This window comes from Sinomonas atrocyanea (assembly GCF_030812675.1).
Lineage (GTDB): Bacteria > Actinomycetota > Actinomycetes > Actinomycetales > Micrococcaceae > Sinomonas > Sinomonas atrocyanea_B.
The window spans coordinates 1-23,735 of the sequence record NZ_JAUSTE010000008.1 but is presented as its reverse complement, the minus strand read 5'-3'; the positions used below and the strand labels follow the sequence as shown (position 1 = coordinate 23,735).

Annotated in this window: 16 protein-coding genes; 9 read left to right on the top strand and 7 right to left on the bottom strand. The window is 66.9% G+C overall.

Annotated features, from left to right (window positions below; genetic code table 11):
- Position 1: 1 nt before the first annotated feature.
- A complete protein-coding gene (locus J2W20_RS11945; protein ID WP_307007050.1) occupies positions 2 to 1,021 on the bottom strand; it encodes a LacI family DNA-binding transcriptional regulator in 1,020 nt (339 codons plus the stop codon).
- A gap of 191 nt (positions 1,022 to 1,212) precedes the next feature.
- Here J2W20_RS11945 and J2W20_RS11940 point away from each other — a divergent pair, with 191 nt between their 5' ends.
- Together J2W20_RS11940 and J2W20_RS11935 are read left to right on the top strand one after the other, a co-directional pair.
- A complete protein-coding gene (locus J2W20_RS11940; protein WP_307006849.1) occupies positions 1,213 to 2,664 on the top strand; it encodes a sugar porter family MFS transporter in 1,452 nt (483 codons plus the stop codon).
- A gap of 70 nt (positions 2,665 to 2,734) precedes the next feature.
- Positions 2,735 to 3,841 (top strand): GTP pyrophosphokinase, encoded by a 1,107-nt coding sequence (locus J2W20_RS11935; RefSeq protein ID WP_307006848.1) that lies wholly within the window; start codon positions 2,735 to 2,737, stop codon positions 3,839 to 3,841.
- A gap of 78 nt (positions 3,842 to 3,919) precedes the next feature.
- On the opposite strand, the gene J2W20_RS11930 is transcribed toward J2W20_RS11935, so the two are convergent.
- On the bottom strand, positions 3,920 to 5,566 hold the full coding sequence (locus tag J2W20_RS11930) for a S53 family peptidase (RefSeq protein ID WP_307006847.1): 1,647 nt from the start codon (positions 5,564 to 5,566) through the stop codon (positions 3,920 to 3,922).
- Between the two features lie 171 nt (positions 5,567 to 5,737).
- On the opposite strand from J2W20_RS11930, the gene J2W20_RS11925 reads away from it, so the two are divergent.
- The gene (locus J2W20_RS11925; RefSeq protein ID WP_307006846.1) at positions 5,738 to 6,721 is read left to right on the top strand and encodes a bile acid:sodium symporter family protein; all 984 of its coding nucleotides are present in this window, start codon (positions 5,738 to 5,740) and stop codon (positions 6,719 to 6,721) included.
- A 69-nt stretch (positions 6,722 to 6,790) separates the two neighbouring features.
- Positions 6,791 to 7,249 (top strand): Dps family protein, encoded by a 459-nt coding sequence (locus J2W20_RS11920; RefSeq protein ID WP_307006845.1) that lies wholly within the window; start codon positions 6,791 to 6,793, stop codon positions 7,247 to 7,249.
- Positions 7,250 to 7,258: 9 nt separating this feature from the next.
- Here J2W20_RS11920 and J2W20_RS11915 read toward each other — a convergent pair whose 3' ends face one another.
- Positions 7,259 to 8,170 carry a LysR family transcriptional regulator gene (locus J2W20_RS11915; RefSeq protein WP_307006844.1) on the bottom strand — a complete coding sequence of 304 codons (912 nt, stop codon included), beginning with the start codon at positions 8,168 to 8,170 and terminating at the stop codon, positions 7,259 to 7,261.
- An 89-nt stretch (positions 8,171 to 8,259) separates the two neighbouring features.
- On the opposite strand from J2W20_RS11915, the gene J2W20_RS11910 reads away from it, so the two are divergent.
- Positions 8,260 to 11,955 (top strand): bifunctional proline dehydrogenase/L-glutamate gamma-semialdehyde dehydrogenase, encoded by a 3,696-nt coding sequence (locus J2W20_RS11910; protein WP_307006843.1) that lies wholly within the window; start codon positions 8,260 to 8,262, stop codon positions 11,953 to 11,955.
- Between the two features lie 296 nt (positions 11,956 to 12,251).
- Entirely contained in the window at positions 12,252 to 12,908 is a 657-nt protein-coding gene (locus J2W20_RS11905) for a hypothetical protein (protein WP_307006842.1), read from the top strand.
- 124 nt (positions 12,909 to 13,032) lie between these two features.
- Here J2W20_RS11905 and J2W20_RS11900 read toward each other — a convergent pair whose 3' ends face one another.
- Positions 13,033 to 13,872: an abortive infection family protein gene (locus J2W20_RS11900; protein WP_307006841.1), complete on the bottom strand. Its 840-nt coding sequence runs from the start codon at positions 13,870 to 13,872 to the stop codon at positions 13,033 to 13,035.
- 344 nt (positions 13,873 to 14,216) lie between these two features.
- Between J2W20_RS11900 and J2W20_RS11895 the strand changes: the two genes are divergently transcribed.
- Positions 14,217 to 14,630: a hypothetical protein gene (locus tag J2W20_RS11895; RefSeq protein ID WP_307006840.1), complete on the top strand. Its 414-nt coding sequence runs from the start codon at positions 14,217 to 14,219 to the stop codon at positions 14,628 to 14,630.
- A gap of 263 nt (positions 14,631 to 14,893) precedes the next feature.
- On the opposite strand, the gene J2W20_RS11890 is transcribed toward J2W20_RS11895, so the two are convergent.
- Positions 14,894 to 15,502, bottom strand: a complete 609-nt coding sequence (locus J2W20_RS11890) for a recombinase family protein (protein WP_307006839.1) — start codon at positions 15,500 to 15,502, stop codon at positions 14,894 to 14,896.
- Positions 15,503 to 16,255: 753 nt separating this feature from the next.
- Between J2W20_RS11890 and J2W20_RS11885 the strand changes: the two genes are divergently transcribed.
- Positions 16,256 to 17,296, top strand: a complete 1,041-nt coding sequence (locus J2W20_RS11885) for a hypothetical protein (protein WP_307006838.1) — start codon at positions 16,256 to 16,258, stop codon at positions 17,294 to 17,296.
- 161 nt (positions 17,297 to 17,457) lie between these two features.
- Positions 17,458 to 20,688, top strand: coding sequence for an N-6 DNA methylase (locus J2W20_RS11880; protein WP_307006837.1), 3,231 nt, complete (start codon positions 17,458 to 17,460; stop codon positions 20,686 to 20,688).
- A 93-nt stretch (positions 20,689 to 20,781) separates the two neighbouring features.
- Here J2W20_RS11880 and J2W20_RS19220 read toward each other — a convergent pair whose 3' ends face one another.
- Entirely contained in the window at positions 20,782 to 21,099 is a 318-nt protein-coding gene (locus tag J2W20_RS19220; protein ID WP_373458014.1) for an HNH endonuclease, read from the bottom strand.
- A gap of 830 nt (positions 21,100 to 21,929) precedes the next feature.
- A complete protein-coding gene (locus J2W20_RS11875) occupies positions 21,930 to 23,531 on the bottom strand; it encodes a recombinase family protein (protein ID WP_307006836.1) in 1,602 nt (533 codons plus the stop codon).
- Between the last annotated feature and the right edge of the window lie 204 nt (positions 23,532 to 23,735).

The following is a 23,735-nucleotide window of genomic DNA, read 5'->3' as shown; positions in this document are numbered from 1 at the left end:
GTCAGGGGTGCGGGACGGCCCTGCAGCGCTCGATCTCGCGCGCGGATCCGGGCGGGGGCGCGGTCGAGGTGCGCACCACCAGACGGGGGGCGCTGCACCGGTCCACGGCAGGAGCCGAGGGATCCGCGAGCCGCGCGAGCGCCGCGGCCCCCGCGGCAGCCCCGAGCTCGTGGGCGTCGAGGTCCACGCTCGTGAGCCGGATCCCCGCCAGCCGCGCGATGCGGGAGTCGTCGTAGCCCACCACGGAGAGGTCCTCCGGCACCCTCAGCCCGAGGTCCGTGGCGGCCTCGCGCACGCCGAGGGCCAGCTGGTCGTTGTGCGCGAACACCGCCGTCGGCCTGTCCGGGCCGTCCAGGATCCGGGCCGCGGCGGCCTGCGCCGCCTCGAAGGTGAACTCCGGTGCGGCGAGGACGCGGGGCGGCAGGCCGGCGTCGTGCATCCTCTCGCGGTAAGCGCGCTGCCGCTCGGTGTGCCCTTCCCAGTGCGGCCCGGTGAGGTGCACGATCCGAGTGTGGCCGAGGTCCAGCAGGTGCCCGGTGGCGGCGCGGGCCCCGGCAGCGTCGTCGGAGTAGACGCTGTCCACGCCCTCGATCCGGCGCGCCACACTCACGATGGGAACGGCAGCGGCCGCCTCCCGCACGCTCGCGTCCGTCCCCGTCAGGGTCGCGGCGATGACGACGCCGACCCGCGCCTCGAGCAGGGAGCCCACCTCGTCGCCGGGATCGGTCCCTCCCCGGCCCCGCACGTCCCCGACGCTCAGGATGACCCGGACGCCCGAGCCCTCGAGCGCCTCGCGGACGCCGGCGAAGATGTCGGCGTAGACCTCGTTGTGCAGGTCGAGGAGGTGGAGGCCGATCGTGGTGGCCCGCTTGCGGGCGAGGTCCGCGGCGATCCGGTTGGGACGGTACCCGAGGCGGCGGGCGGCCTCGAAGATCGCGTGCCGGGTCTCCTCGCTCACCCCGGGGGCGTTGCGGAAGGCGAAGGAGACCAGGGTGCGGGACACGCCGACCTCCCGCGCCACGTCGGCCTGTGTCGCGGGGCGCCGGGGCTGCGGGGAGGACGGCGCGGGCACGTGCCCTATCGTTCCACCCTGGAGGCATTCGAGATTTTTTGAAATGTTGTCCATATGACCTTACAAAGTCATCTTTCGCGCGTTAGGCTGGAGTGAGACGGGTCACAGACCCGGCAGTCTTCAGACAAAGGAGTCCCCCGATGTCCGCTACGGCAGCACCACACAACCAACCGTCGGCGACGAAGCTTCCCGCGCTCGTCCCCGGCCCCCACTCCAAGCGCCTCGGCCTCATCGCGCTCGTCGCGACCTTCGGCGGCCTGCTCTTCGGCTACGACACCGGCGTCATCAACGGCGCGCTGAACCCGATGTCCGCCGAACTGGGCCTGACCCCGATCACCGAGGGCGTCGTCACCGCCTCGCTCGTGTTCGCGGCCGCGATCGGCGCGATCTTCGGCGGCCGCCTCTCGGACACGTGGGGGCGGCGGACCACGATCATCATGCTCGCGGTCCTGTTCTTCGCCGGCACCGTCGCCGTCGTGGCCACACCGAACTTCGAGGTCCTCGTCCTGGGCCGCATCCTCCTCGGCCTCGCGGTCGGCGGCGCCTCGACCGTGGTTCCGGTCTTCCTCGCCGAGCTGGCACCCTACGAGATCCGCGGCTCCGTCGCCGGCCGCAACGAGCTCGCGATCGTGATCGGCCAGCTCGCGGCCTTCGTCATCAACGCCGTGATCGGCAACGTCTTCGGCACCATCCCCGGCGTCTGGCGCATCATGTTCGCCATCTGCGCGCTGCCCGCCATCGCCCTGTTCTTCGGCATGCTCCGGATGCCCGAGTCGCCGCGCTGGCTCGTCGAGAAGGGCCGCCACGGGGAGGCACTGGCCGTGCTCAAGACCGTCCGGGCCGGCGACCGCGCCGTCGCCGAGCTCGCCGACGTCGAGCTCGTCGCCAAGGAGGAGCGCGAGAGCCACCAGATCGGCTGGCGCGCCATCTTCTCGAACAAGAACCTCCTGCGCATCCTCCTGGTCGCGATCGGCCTCGGGGTCGCCCAGCAGCTCACCGGCATCAACTCGATCATGTACTACGGCCAGACCGTGCTCACCGAGTCCGGCTTCAGCAAGGACGGCGCGCTGATCGCCAACATCGCCCCCGGCGTCATCGCCGTGGTCGGCGGCATCATCGCCCTGAAGATGATGGACCGCCTCGACCGCCGCACCACCTTCATCACCGGCCTCTCGCTCACCACGGCCTGCCACGTCCTCATCGGCATCGCATCGATGGCCCTGCCGGTCGGCAACCCGGCCCGCCCCTTCGTGATCCTCTTCCTCGTCGTGGCGTTCGTCGGCTCGATGCAGACCTTCCTCAACATCGCCGTCTGGGTCTACCTCTCGGAGATCTTCCCGCTGCACATGCGCGGCTTCGGCATCGGCGTCGCGGTGTTCGCCCTCTGGGTGGTCAACGGGTTCCTCTCGCTCTACTTCCCCTCGATGGTCGCCGCGATGGGGATCACCGGCACGTTCTTCCTCTTCGCTGCGGTCGGCGCCCTCGCCCTGGTCTTCGTCATCACCCAGGTGCCCGAGAGCCGCGGGCGCACCCTCGAGGCCCTCGAGGAGGACGTCACCACCGGCGCGATCTACCTCGTGCACAAGAAGTAGCCCCGGCCGGCCCGGGCGGGAGTCGCTCCCGCCCGGGCCGGGTGTCGGCGCCGGTTGCTACGGTTCTTGCATGGCCTCCACCTATGACCACCTCGACGCCGGGCAGCGCGCCATCGTGGACGCGTCCGTCGCGACGTACGAGCGCGTCCGGCCCATGCTCAAGAGCGTCACGAGGGACATGATCCAGACCCTCATCTCTATGTTCAAGGACGCAGAGGTGACGCCGCTGTTCGTCACGGGCCGCACCAAGACGGTCGAGTCCTTCCGGGAGAAGATCTCCCGCCTCGACCCCCCGGCCGTGCCCGGAGGGGAGCCCACGCTCAAGTTCCCCGACCCGTTCCGGACGCTGAACGACATGGTCGGGGTCCGGGTCATCACCAAGCTGCCGGCGGAGAACGCGGTGGTGGCCAACCTCATCAAGCGCCAGCGGCAGATCTTCGACTGCCGCGGGGACCGGGAGAAGGCCATCGGCTCGATCGAGTCGGGCACGTACGGGTACTCGAGCCGGCACCTGATCCTGCGGACCCTCCAGAACGACACAGTGCGCGCCTACCAGGCCGTCTTCAACCCCGAGCTGCCGGCCAACGGCTCCTACTTCTTCGAGTGCCAGATCCGCACCGTCTTCGCCCACGCGTGGAGCGAGATCGAGCACGACATCCGCTTCAAGGGCGAGGACCCGAGGGCCTGGAGCCCCCAGTTCGACCGCCAGTTCACCGCCACCGCGGCCATGCTCGAGGTCGTGGAGAAGGAGTTCGCCGAGCTCCACGAGCGCTACGAGACCGTGGTGAGCTTCTGGAACGAGGCCGGCGAGGGCGCCGCACCCCTCACCCCCGAGCGCATCCGCGAGGTCTGGCAGACACTCCTGCCGCACGTGGACCGCAAGATCGACGACGACTGGGGCTGGGCCGCCGAGCTCGTGGCCGCGCACGGGCTCGCCGAGACCCGCCAGCTCGTCGAGCTGCTCGACGCCGAGCGGGTCACCGACGTCCGCAAGGCCCTCGACCACCGGTACTCTCCCGGCCCAGACCGGCTCCTCGACGATCTCCTGCTGTGGCGCTACGGCCGCGAGCACATCGAGCTCACCGCCGAACCGGCCGACGTCGAGCCGCACCCGCGGCGGGACTCGCTCCAGCGGCGGCTCAAGCAGATCGAGCGCTACCGGCTCACGGGCCGGTAGGCCGCGACCACGGCGCCGGGCGCCCGCCCGAACGAGGGGGACGCCCGGCGTCGTCCGCGGTGCCGGCACCCGGCCAGCTCAGGAGGACTGGGCGCCCGAGGGGGACTGGCTGCCCGAGGAGGTCTGGCCGCCTGAGGAGGTCTGGCCGCCCAGGGCCGCCAGGAGCGCTGCGCCATTCGGGGAGCCCAGGCCGGTGCACGGGTCCCACCCCGGGCCGGCGTGGTAGGTGCCGTTGGTGCCCGAGGTGATGTCCCGGAACGCGGACGCCTGCGTGTACAGCGCGGGCTGGAGCAGGCCGAAGCGCCGCCCCGTGGCCTGGGCCAGCCGGGCGACGAGCGCCGCCCAGAGCGGTGCCACGGCGCTCGTCCCGCCGATCACCATGTCGGTGCCGTCCACCCGGACGCGGTAGCCGGTCTGCGGGTCGGCGACCGCGCTCACGTCGGGGACGCCGCGCCCATGCTTGGCCGGGTGGGGTGCGGGCTTCCTGTGCTGGGCCGCGGCCGACGAGTTCTGCCAGGCCGGGGTGGGGAAGACGTCGCTGTACCCGCCGCCTGTCGCGGAGGTGGTGGGCGAGTCGTTCCAGACGGTCTCGGAGGTGATGGTGCCCGACGCCGCGTCGGCGACGAGACGGGTGCCGCCGCACGCGAGGGCGTGCGGGCTCGAGGCGGGGAAGTCTGCGTGGTCCTTGCCGTCGCCCACGCCGTCGGTGCTGCCGCGGTCGCCGGCCGCGGCGGTGACCGTGACGCCGAGGGCCGCCGCGTCGGCGAGCGCCTGGTCCATGGCGTTGCGGGCCTGGGCGGTCCAGGCGTCCTCGCTCTGGCCCCAGCTGATGCTCACGGCACACGGGGCGGGACTCGCGTGCGAGGCCTGGACGAGGGTGTCGAGGAAGCCCGCGTCCGTGTTGGGCCCGAAGTAGACCACGATGTCGGCCCGGGGGGCGAGGGCGCCGACCACCTCGATGTCGAGCAGCACCTCCCCGTCCGCGCCCTGGGGGTCCTGGCCCGGCTGGTTCTGGGCACCGTCGACGCCGACCGCGGTGACCGTGGGCGTGGCCAGTCCGAGGCCGCCGAAGTAGGCGTCGAGATCCGCCTGGCCGAACCCGCCGCCGAGCTCGAGGATCGCCACGGTCTGGCCCGTGCCGTCGGTCCCGGCCGGGAAGCCGTAGATCCGGCCGAGGTCCGGCGGGCTGTAGCTCGTGCCCGCTGCGGCGCGGGGGATGGCCCGGAACTGGGCCCGCGCCTGGGGGCGGTCGTCCAGGCCCAGCACGGCCGTGACCACGCCGTCCAGCGAGGCTGGAATCTGCAGGGTCCCGGTGCGGTGGCGGTGCGCGACTGACTGCCCGTGCGGCCCGGAGCTCGTGACCTTCTCGAGGCTCGTGCCGAAGATCCGGCTGAGCTGTTCGACTGTGCCGGCCAGGCGGATCCTGCGCGAGGCGGCGTCGGCCTCGACCACCTCGGCCCCGAGGCGGGTGAAGGTCTCGGTGGCGAGCCGGAGGTCCTCGTCGGAGGCGCCGTGGCGCGCGGCCAGCTCCTCCGGGGAGAGCGGGGCCTGCGCGGGCCCCTCGGGGAGCGGGGCCTTGCGGCGCAGCACCACGGTGACCTGGATGCGCTCGGCGGGGTCGGCGGCTTGGCCTGCCGCGAGGCCGGGGGCGGGGGCGCGCTCCGACCCCTCGAGGGTGACGCTGGGCTCCTCGGCGGAGGACCCGGGGGTGGGCTGGTCGGTCATGGCGTTCTCCGTTCGTGGGCCCAACCGGGCCCGTTGCTGCGGGAGGGTGCGATCCGGTACGGGCGACGATACGACCACGGCGGCACCCGGACCATGGCCGGCGTCGGCGATTCGCGGTCCGGATGACGGGCGCGGCTCGCTCCTTTAGGTGCCCGATGCAACGATAGGGAGGTGACCCCCGCTCCCCCGCAGCAGACTGCCCCTGCCCCCGCGCCCTCGAAGGCCGACCGCGACGCGAAGCTCGCTGTCACCGTCTTCCCCGTCCTCGTGCTCGCCGCAGGCCTCATCGGCTTCCTGGTCCCAGGACCGGTCAAGGCCGGCGCCCCGGCCGTGCCGTATCTCCTGGGCGTCATCATGTTCTGCATGGGGCTCACGCTCACTCCCCCGGACTTCGCGTCCGTGGCCAGGCGCCCGTGGGCGGTGGCCCTCGGACTCGTGGCCCACTACGTGATCATGCCGGGCGCAGGGTGGGCCATCGCGACGGCCCTGCAGCTGCCCCCCGAGCTGGCCGTCGGCGTAATCCTCGTAGGCTGCGCGCCCTCGGGGACGGCGTCGAACGTCATGGCCTACCTCGCCAAGGGCGACGTCGCGCTGTCCGTCGCCGTCGCCACCGTCTCCACCCTCGTGGCGCCCCTCGTGACCCCGGCCCTCACCCTCCTCCTCGCGGGGTCGTTCCTGCACGTGGACGCCGGCGGGATGATCCTGGACATCGTCAAGACCGTCCTCATCCCGGTAGTCCTCGGCCTCGTGGTCCGCGTGTTCCTGAAGAAGGCCGTGGCGTCGCTCCTCCCGGCGCTGCCGTGGATCTCGGCCGTCGTCATCGCGGCGATCGTGGCGATCGTCGTGGCCGGCTCGGCCAGCAAGCTCGTGGCGGCGGGCGGGATCGTGCTGCTCGCGGTGGTGCTCCACAACGGCTTCGGGCTGGGCCTCGGCTACCTCGCCGGCAAGGCCGGGCGCCTCGACCGCAGGGCCCGGCGCGCGCTCGCCTTCGAGGTGGGCATGCAGAACTCCGGGCTCGCCGCGACCCTTGCCGCCGCGCACTTCACGCCCCTCGCGGCGCTGCCCTCGGCGGTGTTCTCGGTGTGGCACAACGTCTCCGGCGCGGTGGTGGCGGCCTGGCTCGCGCGCCGCCCGGCGCCGCACGCCGGGCGCTAGAGTTTTGTGCTCCGTCGGGCTGGGGTAAGAGGCCGGTATCCCGATTCGCCCCGACGGAAAGGACCCGCCATGAAGGCTTCCGACCAGCTCGCCCACGGACTGCAGGCCATCCTCGTGGACCTGATCGAGCTGTCGCTCCAGGGCAAGCAGGCGCACTGGAACATCGTGGGACCGAACTTCCGCGACCTGCACCTGCAGCTCGACGAGGTGGTGTCGGCAGCGCGGCTGCACGCCGACGAGGTCGCCGAGCGGATGCGCGCCCTCCACGCGGTTCCTGACGGCCGGACGGCCACCATCGCCAAGACCACCTCCCTGTCCGAGGCGTCCGACGGCCTCGTGAGCACCTCGAGCACGGTCGACGCCGTCGTGGCCGCTCTGAACTCCGTCTGTGCCACGGTGCGCGGGGTGTACGACGCCGTGGAGAAGGACGACGCCGCCACGACCGACATCCTCAACCAGATCCTCCTCCAGTTGGAGAAGCTCTCGTGGATGGTCGGCGCGGAGAAGGCCAAGACCACCGCGCCGTAGGGCGCCTGGTCAGGCCGGCAGGACAGCCTGCGCCGCCTGCTCGAGCGCCCCCCGCACGGCCAGCATGACTGGATTCTGCGCCGCGGCAGAGCGCATCGAGGTGAAGACCGTCCGCTGGGGGGCCGCCTCGAGCTCCACGAGCCGCGCCGACGGGGTCCGCCCCACCCACACGAGGTCCGGCAGGAAGGCCACGGCGTTGCCCGACTCGACGAGCCGGACGTGGGCCTGCAGGTCTGCGGTCTCGTAGCGGACATCCGGCTCGAAGCCGGCGGCGCGGCAGCTCTGCTCGGCCCAGTGCCGGGAGGCCGCCCCGCGCGGCTCCATGACCCAGGGCAGGCCCGCCGCCGCGGCGAGGCCGTCCACGGCGTCGAACGCGCCGCCGGATCCCGCGGGCGGGAGGGCCAGCCGGATCGCGTCCTGGGTGAGCCGCTGCCGGTCGAGTCCGGGGTAGCGGGGCGCCGCGTGGTGCGGGTACTGCTCCGCGACCACGATGTCGAAGCTGCGCGCCCAGGTCTCGCGCAGCGCCGTCTCGGGCTCGTGCTGGACCATCTCCACGCGCAGGAGCGGGTGCCTCTCCCCGAGCGCGCGCAGGGCCGCGGGCATGAGCGCGAGCGCTGCGGTCTGGAAGACGGCCAGCCGCACGGTGCCCTGCACCTCGCTCGCACTCGCCGCGAGGGCCGCCTCGGTGCGCTCGAGCTCGGCGAGGAGGTTCTCGGTGTGCGCCACGAGCACCTCTGCCTCGGGGGTGAGGACGACGCCGCGGCCGGACTTCCGCGTCAGCGGCACGCCCGCCTCTCCCTCGAGCAGGGCCAGCTGCTGCGACACGGAGGAGGGGCTGTACGCGAGAGCCTCCGCGACCCCTGCCAGCGTCCCGCGGATGCTCAGTTCACGCAGTAGCCTGAGGCGGCGGATCTCGAGCACGGCGACTCCTTAATTCATCGGGTTTCCTCATGGGTATCCATCGGAAATCATCGCTTCTCCTTTCGTATTGTGCGTCACATACTGGCTTCATGACCACGCACATCGACGCCCCGAGCTCCGCGGGCAGCATCCCCGCCCCGTCGGCTCCGGCAGCCGGCCCGCGCGCCCTGGGTGCGCCGCACCCGATCCGTCCTCAGGACCTCGCCGATGACGCCGTCGCGCAGGTCCGCAGCTGGCTCGACGCCGCCGCCGCGCTGCCTGTCGACGCGGCCGCGGCGCAGCTGGCAGGCGTGCTCCAGGACCAGGACGGCCTGCCCTTCACCGTGGGATTCGTGGACGGCGTGGTGCGCCCGGAAGACCTCGGCGTCGCCGCGCAGAACCTCAAGGCGCTTTCGGCCAAGGCCCCCCGCTTCCTCCCCTGGCCGCTGCGGGCGGCGCTTGCCGCGGGCGGCGCGCTCGCCCCGGCGGCCCCCGGCGTGGTGGTGCCGGTGGCCCGGCGGGTCCTGCGCGAGATGGTGGGCCACCTGATCGTCGATGCCTCGGACTCCCGGCTGGGCCCCGCCATCGCCAAGATCCGCAAGCCCGGGATCCGGCTGAACATGAACCTGCTGGGCGAGGCGATCCTCGGCCGCGGCGAAGCAGCCCGGCGGCTCGAGGGCACGCGCCGGCTGCTCGCCCGGGACGACGTGGACTACGCCTCGATCAAGGTCTCCGCGACCGTGGCACCGCACAACCACTGGGCCTTCGAGGAGGCCGTGGAGCACATCGTCGAGTCGCTCACGCCGCTGTACCGCCTGGCGGCCTCGGCCCCCACCCGCAAGTTCATCAACCTCGACATGGAGGAGTACAAGGACCTCGACCTGACGATCGCCGTGTTCACGCGGCTGCTCGAGCTCGAGGAGTTCCGGGGGCTCGAGGCCGGGATCGTCCTGCAGGCCTACCTGCCGGACGCGCTCGGCGCCATGGTCCACCTCCAGGAATGGGCCGCGCAGCGCGTGGCCGGCGGCGGCGCGCCGATCAAGGTCCGCGTGGTCAAGGGGGCCAACCTGCCGATGGAGCATGTGGACGCGGAGATCCACGGCTGGCCGGCGGCGACGTGGGGCTCCAAGCGGGAGACGGACACGTCCTACAAGGCGATCCTCGACTACGCGCTCACGCCCGAGCGTCTGGCCAACGTGCGCGTGGGCGTCGCCGGCCACAACCTGTTCGACATCGCCCTCGCGTGGCTGCTCGCGAAGGCCCGCGGGGTGGACACCGGGGTAAGCGAAGGCTCCGGGCTCATCGAGTTCGAGATGCTCCTCGGCATGGCGTCCGCGCAGGCGCAGGCCGTCCTGGCCGACGTGGGCCACCTGCTGCTGTACACGCCCGTGGTTCACCCGGACGAGTTCGACGTCGCGATCGCCTACCTGATCCGCCGCCTCGAGGAGGGCGCGAGCCAGGACAACTTCATGTCCGCGGTCTTCGAACTGGGCTCGGACGACCCCCGCGGCGCTGCCCTCTTCGAGCGCGAGAAGGAACGCTTCCTCGCCTCCCTCGCGGCCCTCGGCTCCGCTCCCTTCGTCGGTCCGGACGGTACCCCGGCCATGCCGGCCCCGAACCGGATCCAGGACCGCACCACCGACCTTCCCGCCCCTTCTGGGAGTCAGCTTCTGGAGGTCACCTCAGCTGACTCCCAGGAGGTGACTCCCAGATGGAGGGCGGGAGCCGGGTTCGCCAACACCCCGGACACCGATCCGGACCTTCCCGCCAATCGGGCGTGGGGCCGAGCGATTATCGCCAGATCGGAATATAGCCAAATCGGCATGGACACGGTCGAGAAGGCGACGGTCGGCACGGAGGGCGAGCTCGACGGCGTCGTCCGCGCGGCGGCGTCAGCCGGCGGAGTCTGGGGAGCGCTCACGGGCGCGCAGCGCGCCGCGGTGCTGGACGAGATGGGCCGTTCGCTCGAGCGGCACCGCGCGGACCTCCTCGAGGCCATGGCCTCGGAGACGGGCAAGACCCTCGACCAGGGCGACCCCGAGGTGTCCGAGGCCGTCGACTTCGCCCACTACTACGCGACCCTCGCCCGCGAGCTCGACGCCGTGGAGGGTGCCCGGTTCGTGCCCAGCCGCCTCACCGTCGTGACGCCGCCGTGGAACTTCCCCGTGGCGATCCCCGCGGGGTCCACGCTGGCGGCGCTGGCTGCCGGCTCCGGCGTGGTGATCAAGCCCGCCCAGCAGGCGCGCCGCAGCGGCGCGGTGATGGTCGCGGCGCTGTGGGAGGCGCTCGAGGCGACGCGCGCGGAGACAGGGGTCGGGCGCGAGGTGCTCCAGCTCGTGCAGCTGCCCGAGCGCGGGCTCGGCCAGCGCCTCATCGCGCACCCCGAGGTGGACCGCGTGATCCTCACGGGCGGGTACGAGACGGCGCAGCTGTTCCGCTCGTTCCGGCCCGACCTCCCCCTGCTCGCCGAGACCAGCGGCAAGAACGCCATCATCGTGACCCCGAGCGCGGACCTGGACCTCGCTGCGAAGGACGTGGCCTATTCCGCGTTCGGGCACGCCGGCCAGAAGTGCTCGGCGGCCTCGCTCGTGGTCCTCGTGGGCTCGGTCGCCCGGTCCCGGCGGTTCCGCAACCAGCTCGTCGACGCGGTCGAGTCGCTCCATGTGGGCTACCCGTGGGACCCGCGGAGCCAGATGGGGCCCGTGGTCGAGCCGCCGGGAGACAAGCTGCGCCGCGGCCTCACCGAGCTCGGCCCCGGCGAGCACTGGGTGCTCGAGCCGCGCCAGCTCGATGACTCCGGCAAACTCTGGAGCCCCGGGGTGCGCGCGGGCGTGCGCCCCGGCAGCGAGTACCACCTGACCGAGTACTTCGGGCCGGTCCTCGGGGTCATGACCGCGCGGACGCTCGAGGAGGCCGTGGAGCTCGTCAACCGGGTGGACTACGGCCTGACCTCCGGGCTCCATTCCCTCGACGCCGGCGAGATCGCGTACTGGGCCGAGCACATCGCCGCCGGCAACCTGTACGTCAACCGCGGCATCACCGGTGCGATCGTCCAGCGGCAGCCGTTCGGCGGCTGGAAGAAGTCCGCCGTCGGCGCCGGCGCCAAGGCGGGCGGTCCCAACTACCTCGTGGGGCTCGGCTCCTGGGCGGACGCACCCGGCGGGACCGCGCCAGCGGCGGAGCGGGGCCTCGGCCGGGCGGCCGCAGACCTTCTCGCGTCCGCCGAGGGCGCGCTCCCCGCGGACGACGCCGCGTGGCTGGCTGCCGCCCTCGGCTCGGACGCCGCGGCATGGGCCGAGGAGTTCGGCGTCTCGAAGGACGTCTCGGCCCTGGCCTGCGAGCGCAACGTGTTCCGCTACCGCCCCGTCCCGGTGACGGTCCGGTTCGAGGCGCCGACCTCTGGACACGGAGTCGCCGAGCTGCTGCGGGTTGCGGGGGCCGGGCTCGTGGCCGGGTCTGCCGTGACGGTGAGCACCGCCGTCGGCCTTCCCGGCTCGGCCTCGGACGTCCTGCGCCGCCACGGCGTGACGGTGGCGGTCGAGGACTCCGCCTCCTGGCTGGGGCGCGCGGCGGCGCTCGGGGCGGGACGCGTGCGGCTGATCGCCGGCACGGACGACGACGCGGCCTCCTCCGCGCGGGCCCTCGCCGAGGCCGTGGGCGGCACCCCGGACGTGGCGGTGTACGCGCACCCGGTCGTCTCGGCCGGCCGGGTGGAGCTCCTGCCGTTCCTGCACGAGCAGGCCGTCTCGGTGACGGCGCACCGTTTCGGGAACCCGAACCCCACATTGATGACAGTGACGCTGTAACGCCCTGTGCCGCCTTCTAAGGTCGCAGCAAGGCCACCGGCTCCATGCCGATGGCCTTGCTGCCTAAGCCCTCAGACAGCTTCTCAGTCTGGCCTGCTCAAGGCAGCCGCGGCGTCTTTCGCGATTCACCGATAGGGACCCTCGGGCGCCAGTCTCAGGGGCGGCCCCGGCGGGCTCCTCACCGCCGGGGATACTCCCACCCCCTCAGGTCGACCAGATCATTGACTGGAAGCAATCAAGAGGTGGGGCATGGGAGACTGACCGCACATGTAAGGCAATATGCGAAAGAGAGCGGGATGACCAGCGAGAACTCTGACAGTCGGCAAAGCTGGCAGCTACTTGAGGCGGTGCCTGAGACCAGCTACAGGCGGCTAGTTGTCAAGGCATCGAACGAGACCGACCGGCATCTAGCGGCCTTTTACGCGGAAGCTGCCGAACGTTTGGCCGGCACGTTCAAGGGCCAGCCAGCGGACGACATGATCCTGCTGCCGTTCCTAACCCTGTATAGACAGGCTTACGAGCTTGAACTGAAGTCAATAATCCGTGATTGGACGAGGCTTCGCCGCGAACTGGCCGACGCCAACGATCCTTTCCTGGACAGGGAGAACGTCAACAAGAGATTGCGATTGAAGCATCGGCACAATCTTGACGCACTGCTCGCAGAAGCCCGGTCACATTTCAATGAACTGGACGAGCGCTTCGATCTTCGAGCCGAGTTTCCGGAGCAAGTCGTTCGAGTCATCGGGCTACTCCACGAAGCGGACGAGAGCGGCACAACCTTCCGGTACGTAAGCGACCATCACCCTTCCCAAGAGGAACGCATCGACTTCCCCAACCTCGTCCGCATGTTGAAACAGGCCTTCGACATACTCGGCGCTGTGGAGGACTACGTAGATTCAGTCATGGAAGGCGTCAGGGACGCGCTCGGTGAGATGGAAAGAAACATGCCCTGATGCTCTCGAAGCTTCGAACGCTTGCCGGGGCGGCAGCCCCCGACAGCTTCTCTCAGGTGGGCCCCAGCCTGGGGGCCGCACCGTTTTGCTCGTGCTTCTCTAAAGGGAATGGTGGAGTGGCGGACTACTCGGCGCGCCGACCTAGCTGACGGTCGAGCGAGGTCAGCACAAACTCTGCCACGCTGCACGCTTCGCGGACGATCAAGAGTGCCAGTTCTCGGGTTACGCCAGTAGGCAGCGTCCGACCGTGCCCGGTTCCTTGAAACTTGCGAAGTTCATTTACCTGATCCGCGATGCCCCATGCCGCTTGGAGCACCGCACGGATTGAGAGATGACCTGGGACGTTTGTGTCTACGTTCTGGGGCAAGAGATTAAGTCGCTCTCGTGCGAGGTACCACAGCTGGTTGAAGCTCTCTTTGCCGGTGAGGGGCATGCCCATCTCCTTGAGGACGAACTTCGCGACAGCTTCAAGTAGATCCTTCGATGTGCCTAGAAGCGCGCCCGGATCTTCACTGTTGCGACGTAGTCTCTCAAGTTGCTCATCAAGAGCCTGCCGCCCTCCCGTAGTGACATCGATGCCAGCGATGGGCTGGAGAAGTCCGTCCTCGTCTAGATGCCACCCCTTCCGCGAGAAGGCCCTTTGTGCAGTGGTTGTGGCTTCAGGGTTGTACTTAGAGCTTGTGGGGCTGAAGGACCCGTGCACCCGAAGCTCGGTCAGCATCGCCTCCACGAGAGCCCTCGCCCCACCCGGCCTCCGGACGGCTGCCCCGAAGACTTGAAGCACCCGCTGCTCCTTATTGGGGCTCGCCGGGCGACCATTTGCAGCAGGCACGTAAGGATCGTCGTCCCCGTATCCCCCAGCCATGAACACCCGAGTCAGCTTTGAGTGCGAAGGCCCCTCGCCCGAGTAGAAGAAGCGCCCGAGCGCGGCTCCAATTTCCTGGCTGATCGGCTGTGTCGTCACCTGACGATCATCTCGCGGTGGAAGCCGGGCGGCGCGGCGCGCCGCACCAGTCGGTCTCGATGTGGGAGCAGCCGCTCACCACCCTGAACCTCGGGATGACCGTCGGGCTCTTCGGCAGCAGGAAGCCTATGGGACAGAGCGAGGGCCCGAGTCGCGCCCGCGCGAGCTCGGGATGGTCGGTTTGAAGCCCTGAGCCGAGCGAGCCAAACCTCCATGCCGATCCCCCTCCCCCTTCGGCCGGCGACCGGAAAGCCAACCGCGCGAATCAGAGATTTCTCAATTGTAGATTCATATATATATTTCACGACTCGCAACATATGCCAATAGACAATGGACATCTTTCCATGACCGCCGAGATGTGTGCTACCTTGGCGCCCATGAATCTAGAAAAGAACTTGCGTCCAGCTGCACCTCGACGCACAATAATGAGTGTTTCGGAGGACGTTGCCGACGTAATATTCGACTTTGCATTTCGAATGAGGATCGGCCGGGACGAGGCCCTTCGGCTCCTTGCCAGCTATCTGCCGGCCCTCGAAGAGGAGCTCGTGATAGGCGCCCCGCAAGGCGGCGCCCATATGGAAGCGCCGAATCGCGACCTTGAGACGGTCACCCAGATGGGTGAGATGTTGAGCATGGATGCAAAGTCGGTGTATGAGTTCTTGGCCGAATACAAGGTGCCAATCGTGCTCATGGGTTCCACATGGGGCAGTTCCCGCTCGGAGTTCAGCCGTCGATTCAACGCCGCCAATCTGCTTTGAATAGCATCCCGCTGACGACGCCACGAGCCGCAAACGGCAGCCGCACGCAGAGAGCCGCTGCGAGGCCCATAGAGAGCCCAGGTGGCGCTACTTAGCCCTGATGACTGGAAGCCTGATCTGGGCCCTAGAAGGGGCCCGTACGGGCGGCTGAGCGCATACAACGCAGGAACGGAAGGGGCCCCGGAGTCATCAGGTGATGATCCGGGGCCCCTCCTGCTTGAACGCTCAACCCCCGGCGCGGGTCTGTTGAACGAGACCCAAGCCTACTGGGTCGCATCGCGACCCAGCCTCAGGAGTCGATAGACGGTCGCGATGCTGATGCTCTTGCCGTTCGCCTGGCTCATCTGGTGGGCGGTCTCTTCGACGGTGAAACCGCGCTTGCGGTACGCGACAGCCTGAGCGACACGGGGGTCTCTCGTGGTGACCTTGGGACGGCCGCCAAGCTTGCCCTGTTCGCGGGCAGCCTGCAGCCCCGCCGTCGTGCGCTCAGCGATGAGGTCACGCTCAAGCTGGGCGAACGCGGCAAGGATTGTGAACATGGCCTCACCCATGGGCGATGAGGTGTCGATCTTGTCCGTCACGGATTCGAGATAGACGCCCCGATCCTTGAGGGTCTGGAGCACTGAGAGCACGTCAAGGGTGTTGCGGCCCAGTCGGTCGAACTTCCAGACAATGATCTTGTCCCCTGCCTCTACGCGGTCGAGGAGCGCCGCCAGGCGTTCGCGGTCGCTGGCCTTCACGGTGCCGCTGACATGCTCCGTGTAGAGCCGCTTAGGGTTGTCCACGTCCACGCCGTGAGCCTCGAGTGCATCGATCTGGAGCTGGGGGTTCTGGTCGGCCGTGCTGACTCGGGCGTATCCGTACGTGGCCATTGATGGTCCTCTCGCGTTTACCCATCATGTTTGAGGGGTTATTGAGAACCTATCAATTACTCATTCGCTCTCGCAAATCTGACAGGCCCGGAGGCCTGTCGCGGTCCGAGTCAGCAAGCCTTGGTTTTTTGATAGGTAGGTGAGAGCTGAGAAATTCGGGCGCTCCAGCTCTCCACCCTCGCCGTCGCCCTCAGTTCCTCGGCTTGCTGTGTACCGTTCTGCGGGCTTGGCTGGCTCACCGACGTGCTCGGCTGGGTTTGGTCGGTGTGAGTCCGCGAGGATGGCGCCTGCGCGCTCGCTTCAATGCTCGCCGTCGGACCCCCGTGCTCGGTTGGGCAGTAGCCGACATGCCCCCCCAGGGGGAGGACCCCATAACACGATTCTCCGACCCGGTGGTGAAACGCACGTCCAAGCCTGTACGGGATAGACAACGAATGCAGCCGAACTGTACAGATCACTGCAGGGTGCTGCGGTCCATCGGAGCCGCCCGCGTTTAGCCTTAGAAAGTACGACCGCACGATCGTTGAATTAGGGAGACTTGGGGTGCCAGCATCTCGCCAGCGTCCACGCCGTCAGGGCGTCAAACGACCCAAGGCTGCTGTCCGCATCCAGGCAAGCGGCGGTCTGAAGATCGTGATAGCGACTGGCCCCAAGGAGGGGCCAGGGGGAGTGTCGGTTGAGGAAGATGCTCGACTAGTACGGTCTGCTCTCCTATACGCCGACGAGGTAGAGCTCATCTCTCCAGGTGCTTTTATGATCGCGTCCTTTGCAGCTGGCGCAGCTCAAGGTCCCGACTTCGTGTTCGAAATGATGGGGGCACTGGACGAGGCAACTCTCCGGCACTTCGGCTTCACCGGTGACATAGCTGATCTTCGTGCGACCCTCAACGCTCTTAGACAGTTGAACAACCTCAACCGAGAAGCGAGGCGGCGGCTTCTCGGGGCCGAGCGGAGCCGCCAGATCCGCGAGACCGTAAACGGTTTCGTGAGCAGCTTTCTTGGCGGCGACCATGGCTTCAACGCCGTAGTCGGCAAGATGTGGGAGCAGGCCGGTGCGCCGGACCTTGCCATCGCGGCCGAGGCCGGGTTGCTCACGTTATCCGCCGATGCTTTCGAGATCAGCGCTGATTTGGGTCTCACTGTGGATCAGTACGCCGAGACTCTGAAGCGCCTATTGGGTGACCCCCGCAGTCACCTGATGTTTGATGATCAGATCGCAGGCATCGTGAACGCCATGCTTCGAGAAGAACAAGCCCAGCTTCATCCTCTGACCGAGAAGCATGCCGTACGCGCAGCGACAGGCATTGGACTGGTCGAGCGGTTGCCAGCGTTTCCAGAGGCGCCAATCGAGGCGATATTGGAAACTCGATCAGAACTCGCTGTACCCCTCATCAGCTATCGCAAGGGAATAGCTGATCTCTCAGCGAAACTGGTCTCTGGGCCTCTGGACCCGGCGCTCCGAGCCGAAGTGGATGATCTGTGGCGCGACGAGGTCCAGCCAACGCTCGAATCTCTGCGCCGGGACCTCTCTGCAACGCGGATCGCAAAGGATGCTGCGCTAAGCATCGTGACCGACGTCAAGGCAATCACAACAGGTGCTGCCGGAGCCGCCCTAGTTTTCGGAATTGGATCAATAGCGGAACTCAGCGCGTTGTCCGGATCAGCGATTGCCGCGGCTGGAGGGTCAGTTGTTCATTCCGCCGCCAAGGCTGTCCGTGACGCTGCGGAGGGCCGGCGGACTGCTCGCACCCACGACCTGTACTACCTTCTAGCCGCCAATGATCGCCTGAGGTAGCCGGCAGTGGTCCGAGTGCCGACGGCAACTCGGGCGTCCGAACTCGGTATCAGCCAACCGTCGCGCCGACTGGGGGTTGGGCCTAGAGACATGCGACCGCGGTGTCCTGGCTAAGCAGAAGTCACCGGTAGTGTCATTCTCAATACCAAAGAGGGGGAGAGTTGCCAGAGACTCCTGAAGATCTGACCGCACGGATGGCTCGACGGGACCCGGCTAGGTCCGAAGCGACGCTACAGGCAGACGTCCGTGCATTCATCTTGGCGGCCGGACTTAACGTGGACGCAAACGACATCGCCGACGAAGTGCAAACGGTTGCGATGGAGGCTCAGCTCGGAGACGGCAGCCGGCGTCGTATCGATGTCGAGTCGGGCACAACGGTGATTGAGGTCAAGAAGAATCTCAGAGCGGGCAATGTCCTCGCCACCGCTGAAGAACAGCTTGGCCAGTATGTTCAGACCCGCTGCCAGCAGACTGGGGCTCGCTATCTTGGCGTCCTTACGGACGGGTACGAGTGGATCTTGTATGTCCCCGACGCGCAAGCGGCGGGAGGCATCGTTCAAGCCGCAGAGCCGCTGCTGATTCGCGGTTCCGACGACGCTGAGAAGCTCCGTGAGTGGCTCGGCGCTGTGCTTGCCACGGTCGCCCAGGTTAAGCCGACACCACAGGCAATCGAGGCGCGTCTCGGTTCGAATTCCCCAGGGCATCACGCTGACCATGCCTCGCTCAAGGTGCTCTTGGACGCGAACCGAACGAACCCTACGGTGACACTCAAACGCGAACTCTGGGCGAAGTTGCTTCGTACTGCATTCGGGTCTGGGTTCGAAGATGCCGAGCATCTGTTCCTTGACCACACGCTCCTTGTGCTGACGGCCGAATCGATCGCTCACGCCGTGCTGGGCTTCGACCTGAGCGGTCCTAATGCGGTGAGCCCGCAGCATCTGGCAGACGGAACTCGGTTTGGCCATGCCCAGATCCGCGGCGTCGTGGAGGCAGACTTCTTCGACTGGGTTTTAGAGGTTGACGGCGGCGAGCAGTTCGTGCGGTCCCTCGCCTCGCGTGTGGCAAAATTCCGATGGGACCAAGTCGAGCACGACGTTCTCAAGCACCTCTACGAGAGCGTCATCAGTCAGGCCACGCGCGAGAGCCTAGGCGAGTACTACACCCCCGACTGGCTGGCCTACAAGATACTCGCAGATGAGTACCCCGACCCCCTTCGAGTAAAAGTATTGGATGCCTCTTGCGGCTCGGGAACGTTTTTGTTCCATGCTGTCCGTCATTACCTTGATGCTGCTGAGTCGAGCGGCTTGGGCGTGCCCGAGGCCGTTGACGGGGTAGTGCGCTCGGTATACGGCATGGACATACACCCGGTGGCCGTCACGCTCGCGCGAGTCACCTATCTCCTAGCAATTGGAACAGAGAGACTCCGCCACCCCAAGCGCGGACCCGTGTCCATACCCGTGTATCTCGGGGACTCTCTCCAGTGGGAGCAACAAACGAACCTGCTGTCGTCTGAAGAGGCCATCACAGTCGAGACTACAGGTGAAGATCTCTTGTCCGCCGGCGGCGGACTTCTGTTCGACGACAATCTCGCTTTTCCGAAGTCGATCCTTTACGACGCCCAACGATTTGACGCAATCGTGTCGGAGATGGCTGACAAGGTTCTTAGTTCAGCGGAGAATGAGCTCGCGCCTTCCAAGCTGATGGACCCTAGAAGGCGGGCGCGTGAGATGAAAGCGGGGCCTTCCAGTAAGGTTCGCGACCTCATTGATCCTATTCTCATTAGGTACGACGTCCCTGAAGAAGACCGCGAGATGTTGCGCGCGACGTTTTCTACGCTTCGCCAGCTGCACCTCAATGGACGGGATCACATTTGGGGGTACTACGTCCGAAACCTAATCAGGCCACTGTGGCTGTCTCTTCCCGAAAACCGGGTCGATCTCCTCGTGGGGAACCCTCCATGGCTCCGCTATTCAAAAATGACTGGCTCCATGCAGGATCGATACAAGCGCCTAGCGCGTGAAAGGAATCTGCTGTCAGGCCCCCTCGGAGCGAGCGGCCGCGACCTCTCGACACTATTCGTCTGCCGTGCGATCGAACTATACTTGAAGGTAGGCGGGAGCTTCGCTTTCATCATGCCGCACGGGACGCTCACTAGGAAGCCGCATCACGGGTTCCGCACGGGGAATTGGCAGTCGAACAGCCAGACCGTCGCAGGTTTGACCGCACAATTTCGAGAAGCATGGGAACTTGTCAAGATCAAAACGGGGTTCCCGATGGTGTCCTGCGTCGTCTTCGGGCAGAAGGCCAGGAATGGTGCGGAGGCACTGCCCTCCGCGACCAAGTATCTGACTGGAAAATTCTCTAATCATGCACAGACATGGGATGCGGTGCAAGGCCGTGTGACTGAGTCCGCGGGTGTCGTGGTACAGCACGATCCGAATAATCCGCTGCCGGTTTCTCCGTATGCCAAGCGATTCCGACAAGGCGCACTGATTCTTCCCCGTGTTCTTGTCTGCGTGCTGCGAACCGATCCCGGCCCTCTCGGGGCCGGCGCTGGCCGCACGTCGGTGATTTCGCGACGGTCGAATCAGGATAAAAAGCCATGGAAGTTCCTGCCCTCGATAGAGGCAAGCGTGGCGGAAGACTTCATCTTCCCGCTCCTCCTCGGTGAAACTGTCCTGCCATACAGGATGACCGAGCCGTTGGAGTGTGTCCTTCCAATCAAGAACAGGAAGCTACTTTCGGGATCTGAAGTGGAAGCCGATCCCGGCTTGGACCCTTGGTGGTCGGCCGCGGAAACTGCGTGGGAGAGCAATCGTTCAAATCCGAATGCTGGGCCGCTTCGCGAGCGCCTTGATTACCACGGGCAACTGAGCGCACAGTTGGTCACAGAGTCCACGTACAGAGTCTGCTATACGAGTTCAGGCAATCGGATAGCTGCCGCGATCACAAAGGACTCGCGGGCTATCGTTGAGCACAAGCTCTACTGGGCGTCCGCGAGCACAATCGGTGAAGCCAGGTACTTGGAAGCCATCTTGAATAGCGAGGTGCTTCTAGAACGGGTAAAGCCGCTACAGACTCTCGGGCTCTTCGGTGAGAGGGACTTCGATAAGTATGTGTTCCAGGTTCCGTTTCCCGCCTGGGACTCGGCTAGTCGGCATCATCAAGAGATTGCGACTCTTGCTGAACGCGCTGAGAATGTAGCCCGAGGTGTGGACTTGACTGGCGCTAAGACATTTCAACAGGCGCGCAACTTGATCGATCAGGCTCTAGCGTCCAATGGCGTGGCCGTCGAACTCAAGCGGTCGATCGAGCATGTTATCCCAACCGTTGAGGGAGAAAGCGTGGACGATCTTCGCGATGCTCTAGAAGAGTCCTCTCTCGTCGTGTAGCAGTTGAATTGTCCTGCCAGCTTGGTAGCGAACTGGAGGGAGTGCGCCCCTCCAGCTCGCTACCGAGCGTCTTCCCCTAACGCTCTGATCAAGTCAGCTAGCGAGACCAAAGCGCGGAGCTGGCAGGTTGTGCTGTAGCGCAAACTCGTCTGCCCGGGGTGTCCAGACACGGCGATAGTTCCTAGGCGTGATCCAAGCATCCGGCAGGTACAAGCGACGGTCACGGAGCCGGATGTTCTCCTTGTGGCCCACAGGGAACAGATGGTCAGGCCGTACGCACAGTTCAATCCCGCAAACGTGATCGAGCTCCTGACGGGCCCTGTGGGGCCCTATGAAGTAGGCGTACGCCCACCGATGGGCGTACCACTTGAGGCCGTTCGCGGTGAATGTCGGGTACAAGTCATCGTTCATCGCGCCGGTCCACAGCCAGTGGCCCGCGTAGGCACCGATGCTGGCCGAGAACCGTTCGAGGGTCTCAGCAAGCTTCCTGTCCTGCATGATGAGGGTGGGCTCGTGTCGTCGGCAGACCTTCCCGAACTGGGCGGTCCCCGAGCACCGGGGCACGGAGCACCTGTTGGGCTGCGCTCGACGCCAGGCCGTGTAGTGGGTGTTGCAAAGCGGACCCTCAGGCGTGCCCGCGTGGCGGGGCGACGAGCATCCCTCGATGGCGCAGGGAATGTGTCCCGAACGCAACAGTGGAATTGTTTCTTGAGAGGCTGTCTCGCCCAGTGCTGGGGCGGGAACTGCGCCCCATGGCGCGCTGCTCTCAGAGGGGTCATTCTGCCGTGGCGGGGTAGCTGATGCTTGATCGGCTTCTAGCAGAGGGGGCATGGTCAGAGGTGGTCCTTCCTTAGTGGACTAGGGCCGTCGATGGCCGGTGTGTGAGGCGGGAGCCGAGCGCGACGGGCACTGTGGCCCAATAGCTGCTGCGACTCTCGGTTCGGCAGAGGCCGGCAGGCCGTCGCCGTTGTCGCGGGCTTCAACTCCTCTCTTGATCTGGCCCGAGACGCAACAGAGCACCGGCCCACGTAGGGGCTGATGCTCTGTTGTGTGTGAAGTATTAAGTTGTCGCTGGCCCTAGGGGGCCAGCGTGCTGAGGAGCAGTCTACCGGCGGATGCCACCGGACAGGGAGAGGCACGACACGACCTGTCTAGCTCCTCCGGCGGCGCGTCCGACAGTTTGCCTAGCCCGGGCGGGTCCTCATTCCCCAGCCTCTGCTTCCTACGTCATGAGGGCCGCGTCAGCCCAAGCCGCGGCGACGATGGCGGCCGCCCACGGGCGGCCCACCCGGCTCGGCTCCATCGCCCGTAGGCGGGAGCGCGTGCTGCGTTGGGATGGGAGAGCCGTCCCAAAGCGTTACCTCGACGGACTCACGGCAGAACTTTCGGGGGTCCTTCTCAATCTCTGGGCGGATTGTGACCCGCAGATTCTGCCTGATCCAGTCTCGTTTTCGATCGATCGGCCATGAGTCCCAGGTACCGACGGCATCGAAGTGGAGGAACATATCGAACTGCCCGACAGCCGCCATCGCCATCATGGCATCCGCGGTGGCGGCTCGCCCGCCACGTTCTTCGAGGTCTGCGAGCGCCTGCTCGATGCGTTCGCGTTCTTCCGCTAGCTTGATCAGCACGGGGCCAGCAATACGAGACTTGCCGACAGTAGCCAGCACGTCCTGTTCCTGCGCCTCTACCTCAGCGAGTTCGTCGTTGAGCAATTGACGTTCAGCACTGGTACCAGGGGCGGACAGACTCTCAATGAACGCTTGGTTGCTGAGAACAGCGACAGCGCACTCACGGACCATCTCGTCTAATGGCTTCTGGCTACGACTCGTGTGCGGCCCTGTGGCCGCACGCTCGGTGCCATAAAGGGAACACTTGTAGATCCGACCCCCATTTGCAGCCGACGCGCTCCGGAGGGGTGCGCCACAGTTGCAGCGCCCGATGCCACCGAGAAGGTAGATGGGCCGGTTCGTCTTCGTGTGAACCCGCCGTGAGGGATCAGTGAGCTTGCGGACCACGGCGCGCCACTGCGTTTCACTCACGATTGCCGGCGCCTTGGTGGTGCCAACTACTTCCATCTCACCGGTGGTCTTGTTCCTAAGTTCGACTAGGCCCGCATTTCGCGCCCTAAGGAGCATCTCCTTCACTCTTTCGGGAGTCCACCGTCCAATCCTCTTGCTCGGTGTGCCGTCCTTGCGGGGCTTCCGGGCCGGACGTCCACTCTCCTGCAGCTCGCGCGCAAGTGACCCGAGCGATGAACCTTGGATGACGCGTATCGAGAAGTCTCTTACGACGCTGGCTTCTTCCTCGTTGAGCACCAGCTCGCTCCCAACTGCATCCCACCCAAACGGCACCGATCCCCCGAGCCATTCCCCTCGCCCCACCTTGTCGGCGATCTTGCGCCGAACGCGCTCAGACTTGCGCTCCGATTCGTGGCGGGCAACCGCACCGCTAATACGGGCGCGCAAGCGCCCGTCAGCAGTGTTCAAGTCGAGGTCTCCGGCCTGCACCGTGAGCGTTGCCACGTTGGCGGCGGTGTCACCGCCCGTGGCCACGATCCATTCCTCTAGCTCAGTGGGGTCCCGGTGCAGTCGATCGGTGTGCCAGACGATCACAGACCGCACGTCGGACAGGTGGGCCAGCATGGCCCGGTATTTCGGCCGGGGCTTGCCCGTATAAGCGCTAACGTCGTTGTCCGAGAAGTGGTCCACCACAGTCAGGCCGCGATCCCGAGCCAGACGTTCACAGTCTTCGAGCTGGCGGGACACGGCCAGGCCGCCGCCCTCTCGGTCCTGACTCACTCGTGTGTAGATGAACGCGAGCTTCGAAGGATCTGTAGCCATGACAGCACCCTATGCCATGTGTGTCTCTAGTACCGCTTCGGGAACCCGAACCCGACGTCAATGACCGTGGAGCTCTGACTCAGAGCGGTGCAGGGGGGGGGGGCGGGGGGGGGGGGGCGCCCCCCCCCCGCCGGAAGTTACCAGGACGCGGGGGGGGGGGGGGGGCCCCCCCAACAAACCCGCCACAACACCGTTACACGCGAT

Bases quoted from the DNA above. Each gene is read 5' to 3' on its own strand.
- J2W20_RS11890 (WP_307006839.1), bottom strand. From the start codon at position 15,502: ATGGCCACGTACGGATACGCCCGAGTCAGCACGGCCGACCAGAACCCC.
- J2W20_RS11940 (WP_307006849.1), top strand. From the start codon at position 1,213: ATGTCCGCTACGGCAGCACCACACAACCAACCGTCGGCGACGAAGCTT.
- J2W20_RS11895 (WP_307006840.1), top strand. From the start codon at position 14,217: ATGACCGCCGAGATGTGTGCTACCTTGGCGCCCATGAATCTAGAAAAG.
- J2W20_RS11885 (WP_307006838.1), top strand. From the start codon at position 16,256: ATGATCGCGTCCTTTGCAGCTGGCGCAGCTCAAGGTCCCGACTTCGTG.
- J2W20_RS11875 (WP_307006836.1), bottom strand. From the start codon at position 23,531: ATGGCTACAGATCCTTCGAAGCTCGCGTTCATCTACACACGAGTGAGT.
- J2W20_RS11910 (WP_307006843.1), top strand. From the start codon at position 8,260: ATGACCACGCACATCGACGCCCCGAGCTCCGCGGGCAGCATCCCCGCC.
- J2W20_RS11930 (WP_307006847.1), bottom strand. From the start codon at position 5,566: ATGACCGACCAGCCCACCCCCGGGTCCTCCGCCGAGGAGCCCAGCGTC.
- J2W20_RS11905 (WP_307006842.1), top strand. From the start codon at position 12,252: ATGACCAGCGAGAACTCTGACAGTCGGCAAAGCTGGCAGCTACTTGAG.
- J2W20_RS11920 (WP_307006845.1), top strand. From the start codon at position 6,791: ATGAAGGCTTCCGACCAGCTCGCCCACGGACTGCAGGCCATCCTCGTG.
- J2W20_RS11935 (WP_307006848.1), top strand. From the start codon at position 2,735: ATGGCCTCCACCTATGACCACCTCGACGCCGGGCAGCGCGCCATCGTG.
- J2W20_RS19220 (WP_373458014.1), bottom strand. From the start codon at position 21,099: ATGAACGATGACTTGTACCCGACATTCACCGCGAACGGCCTCAAGTGG.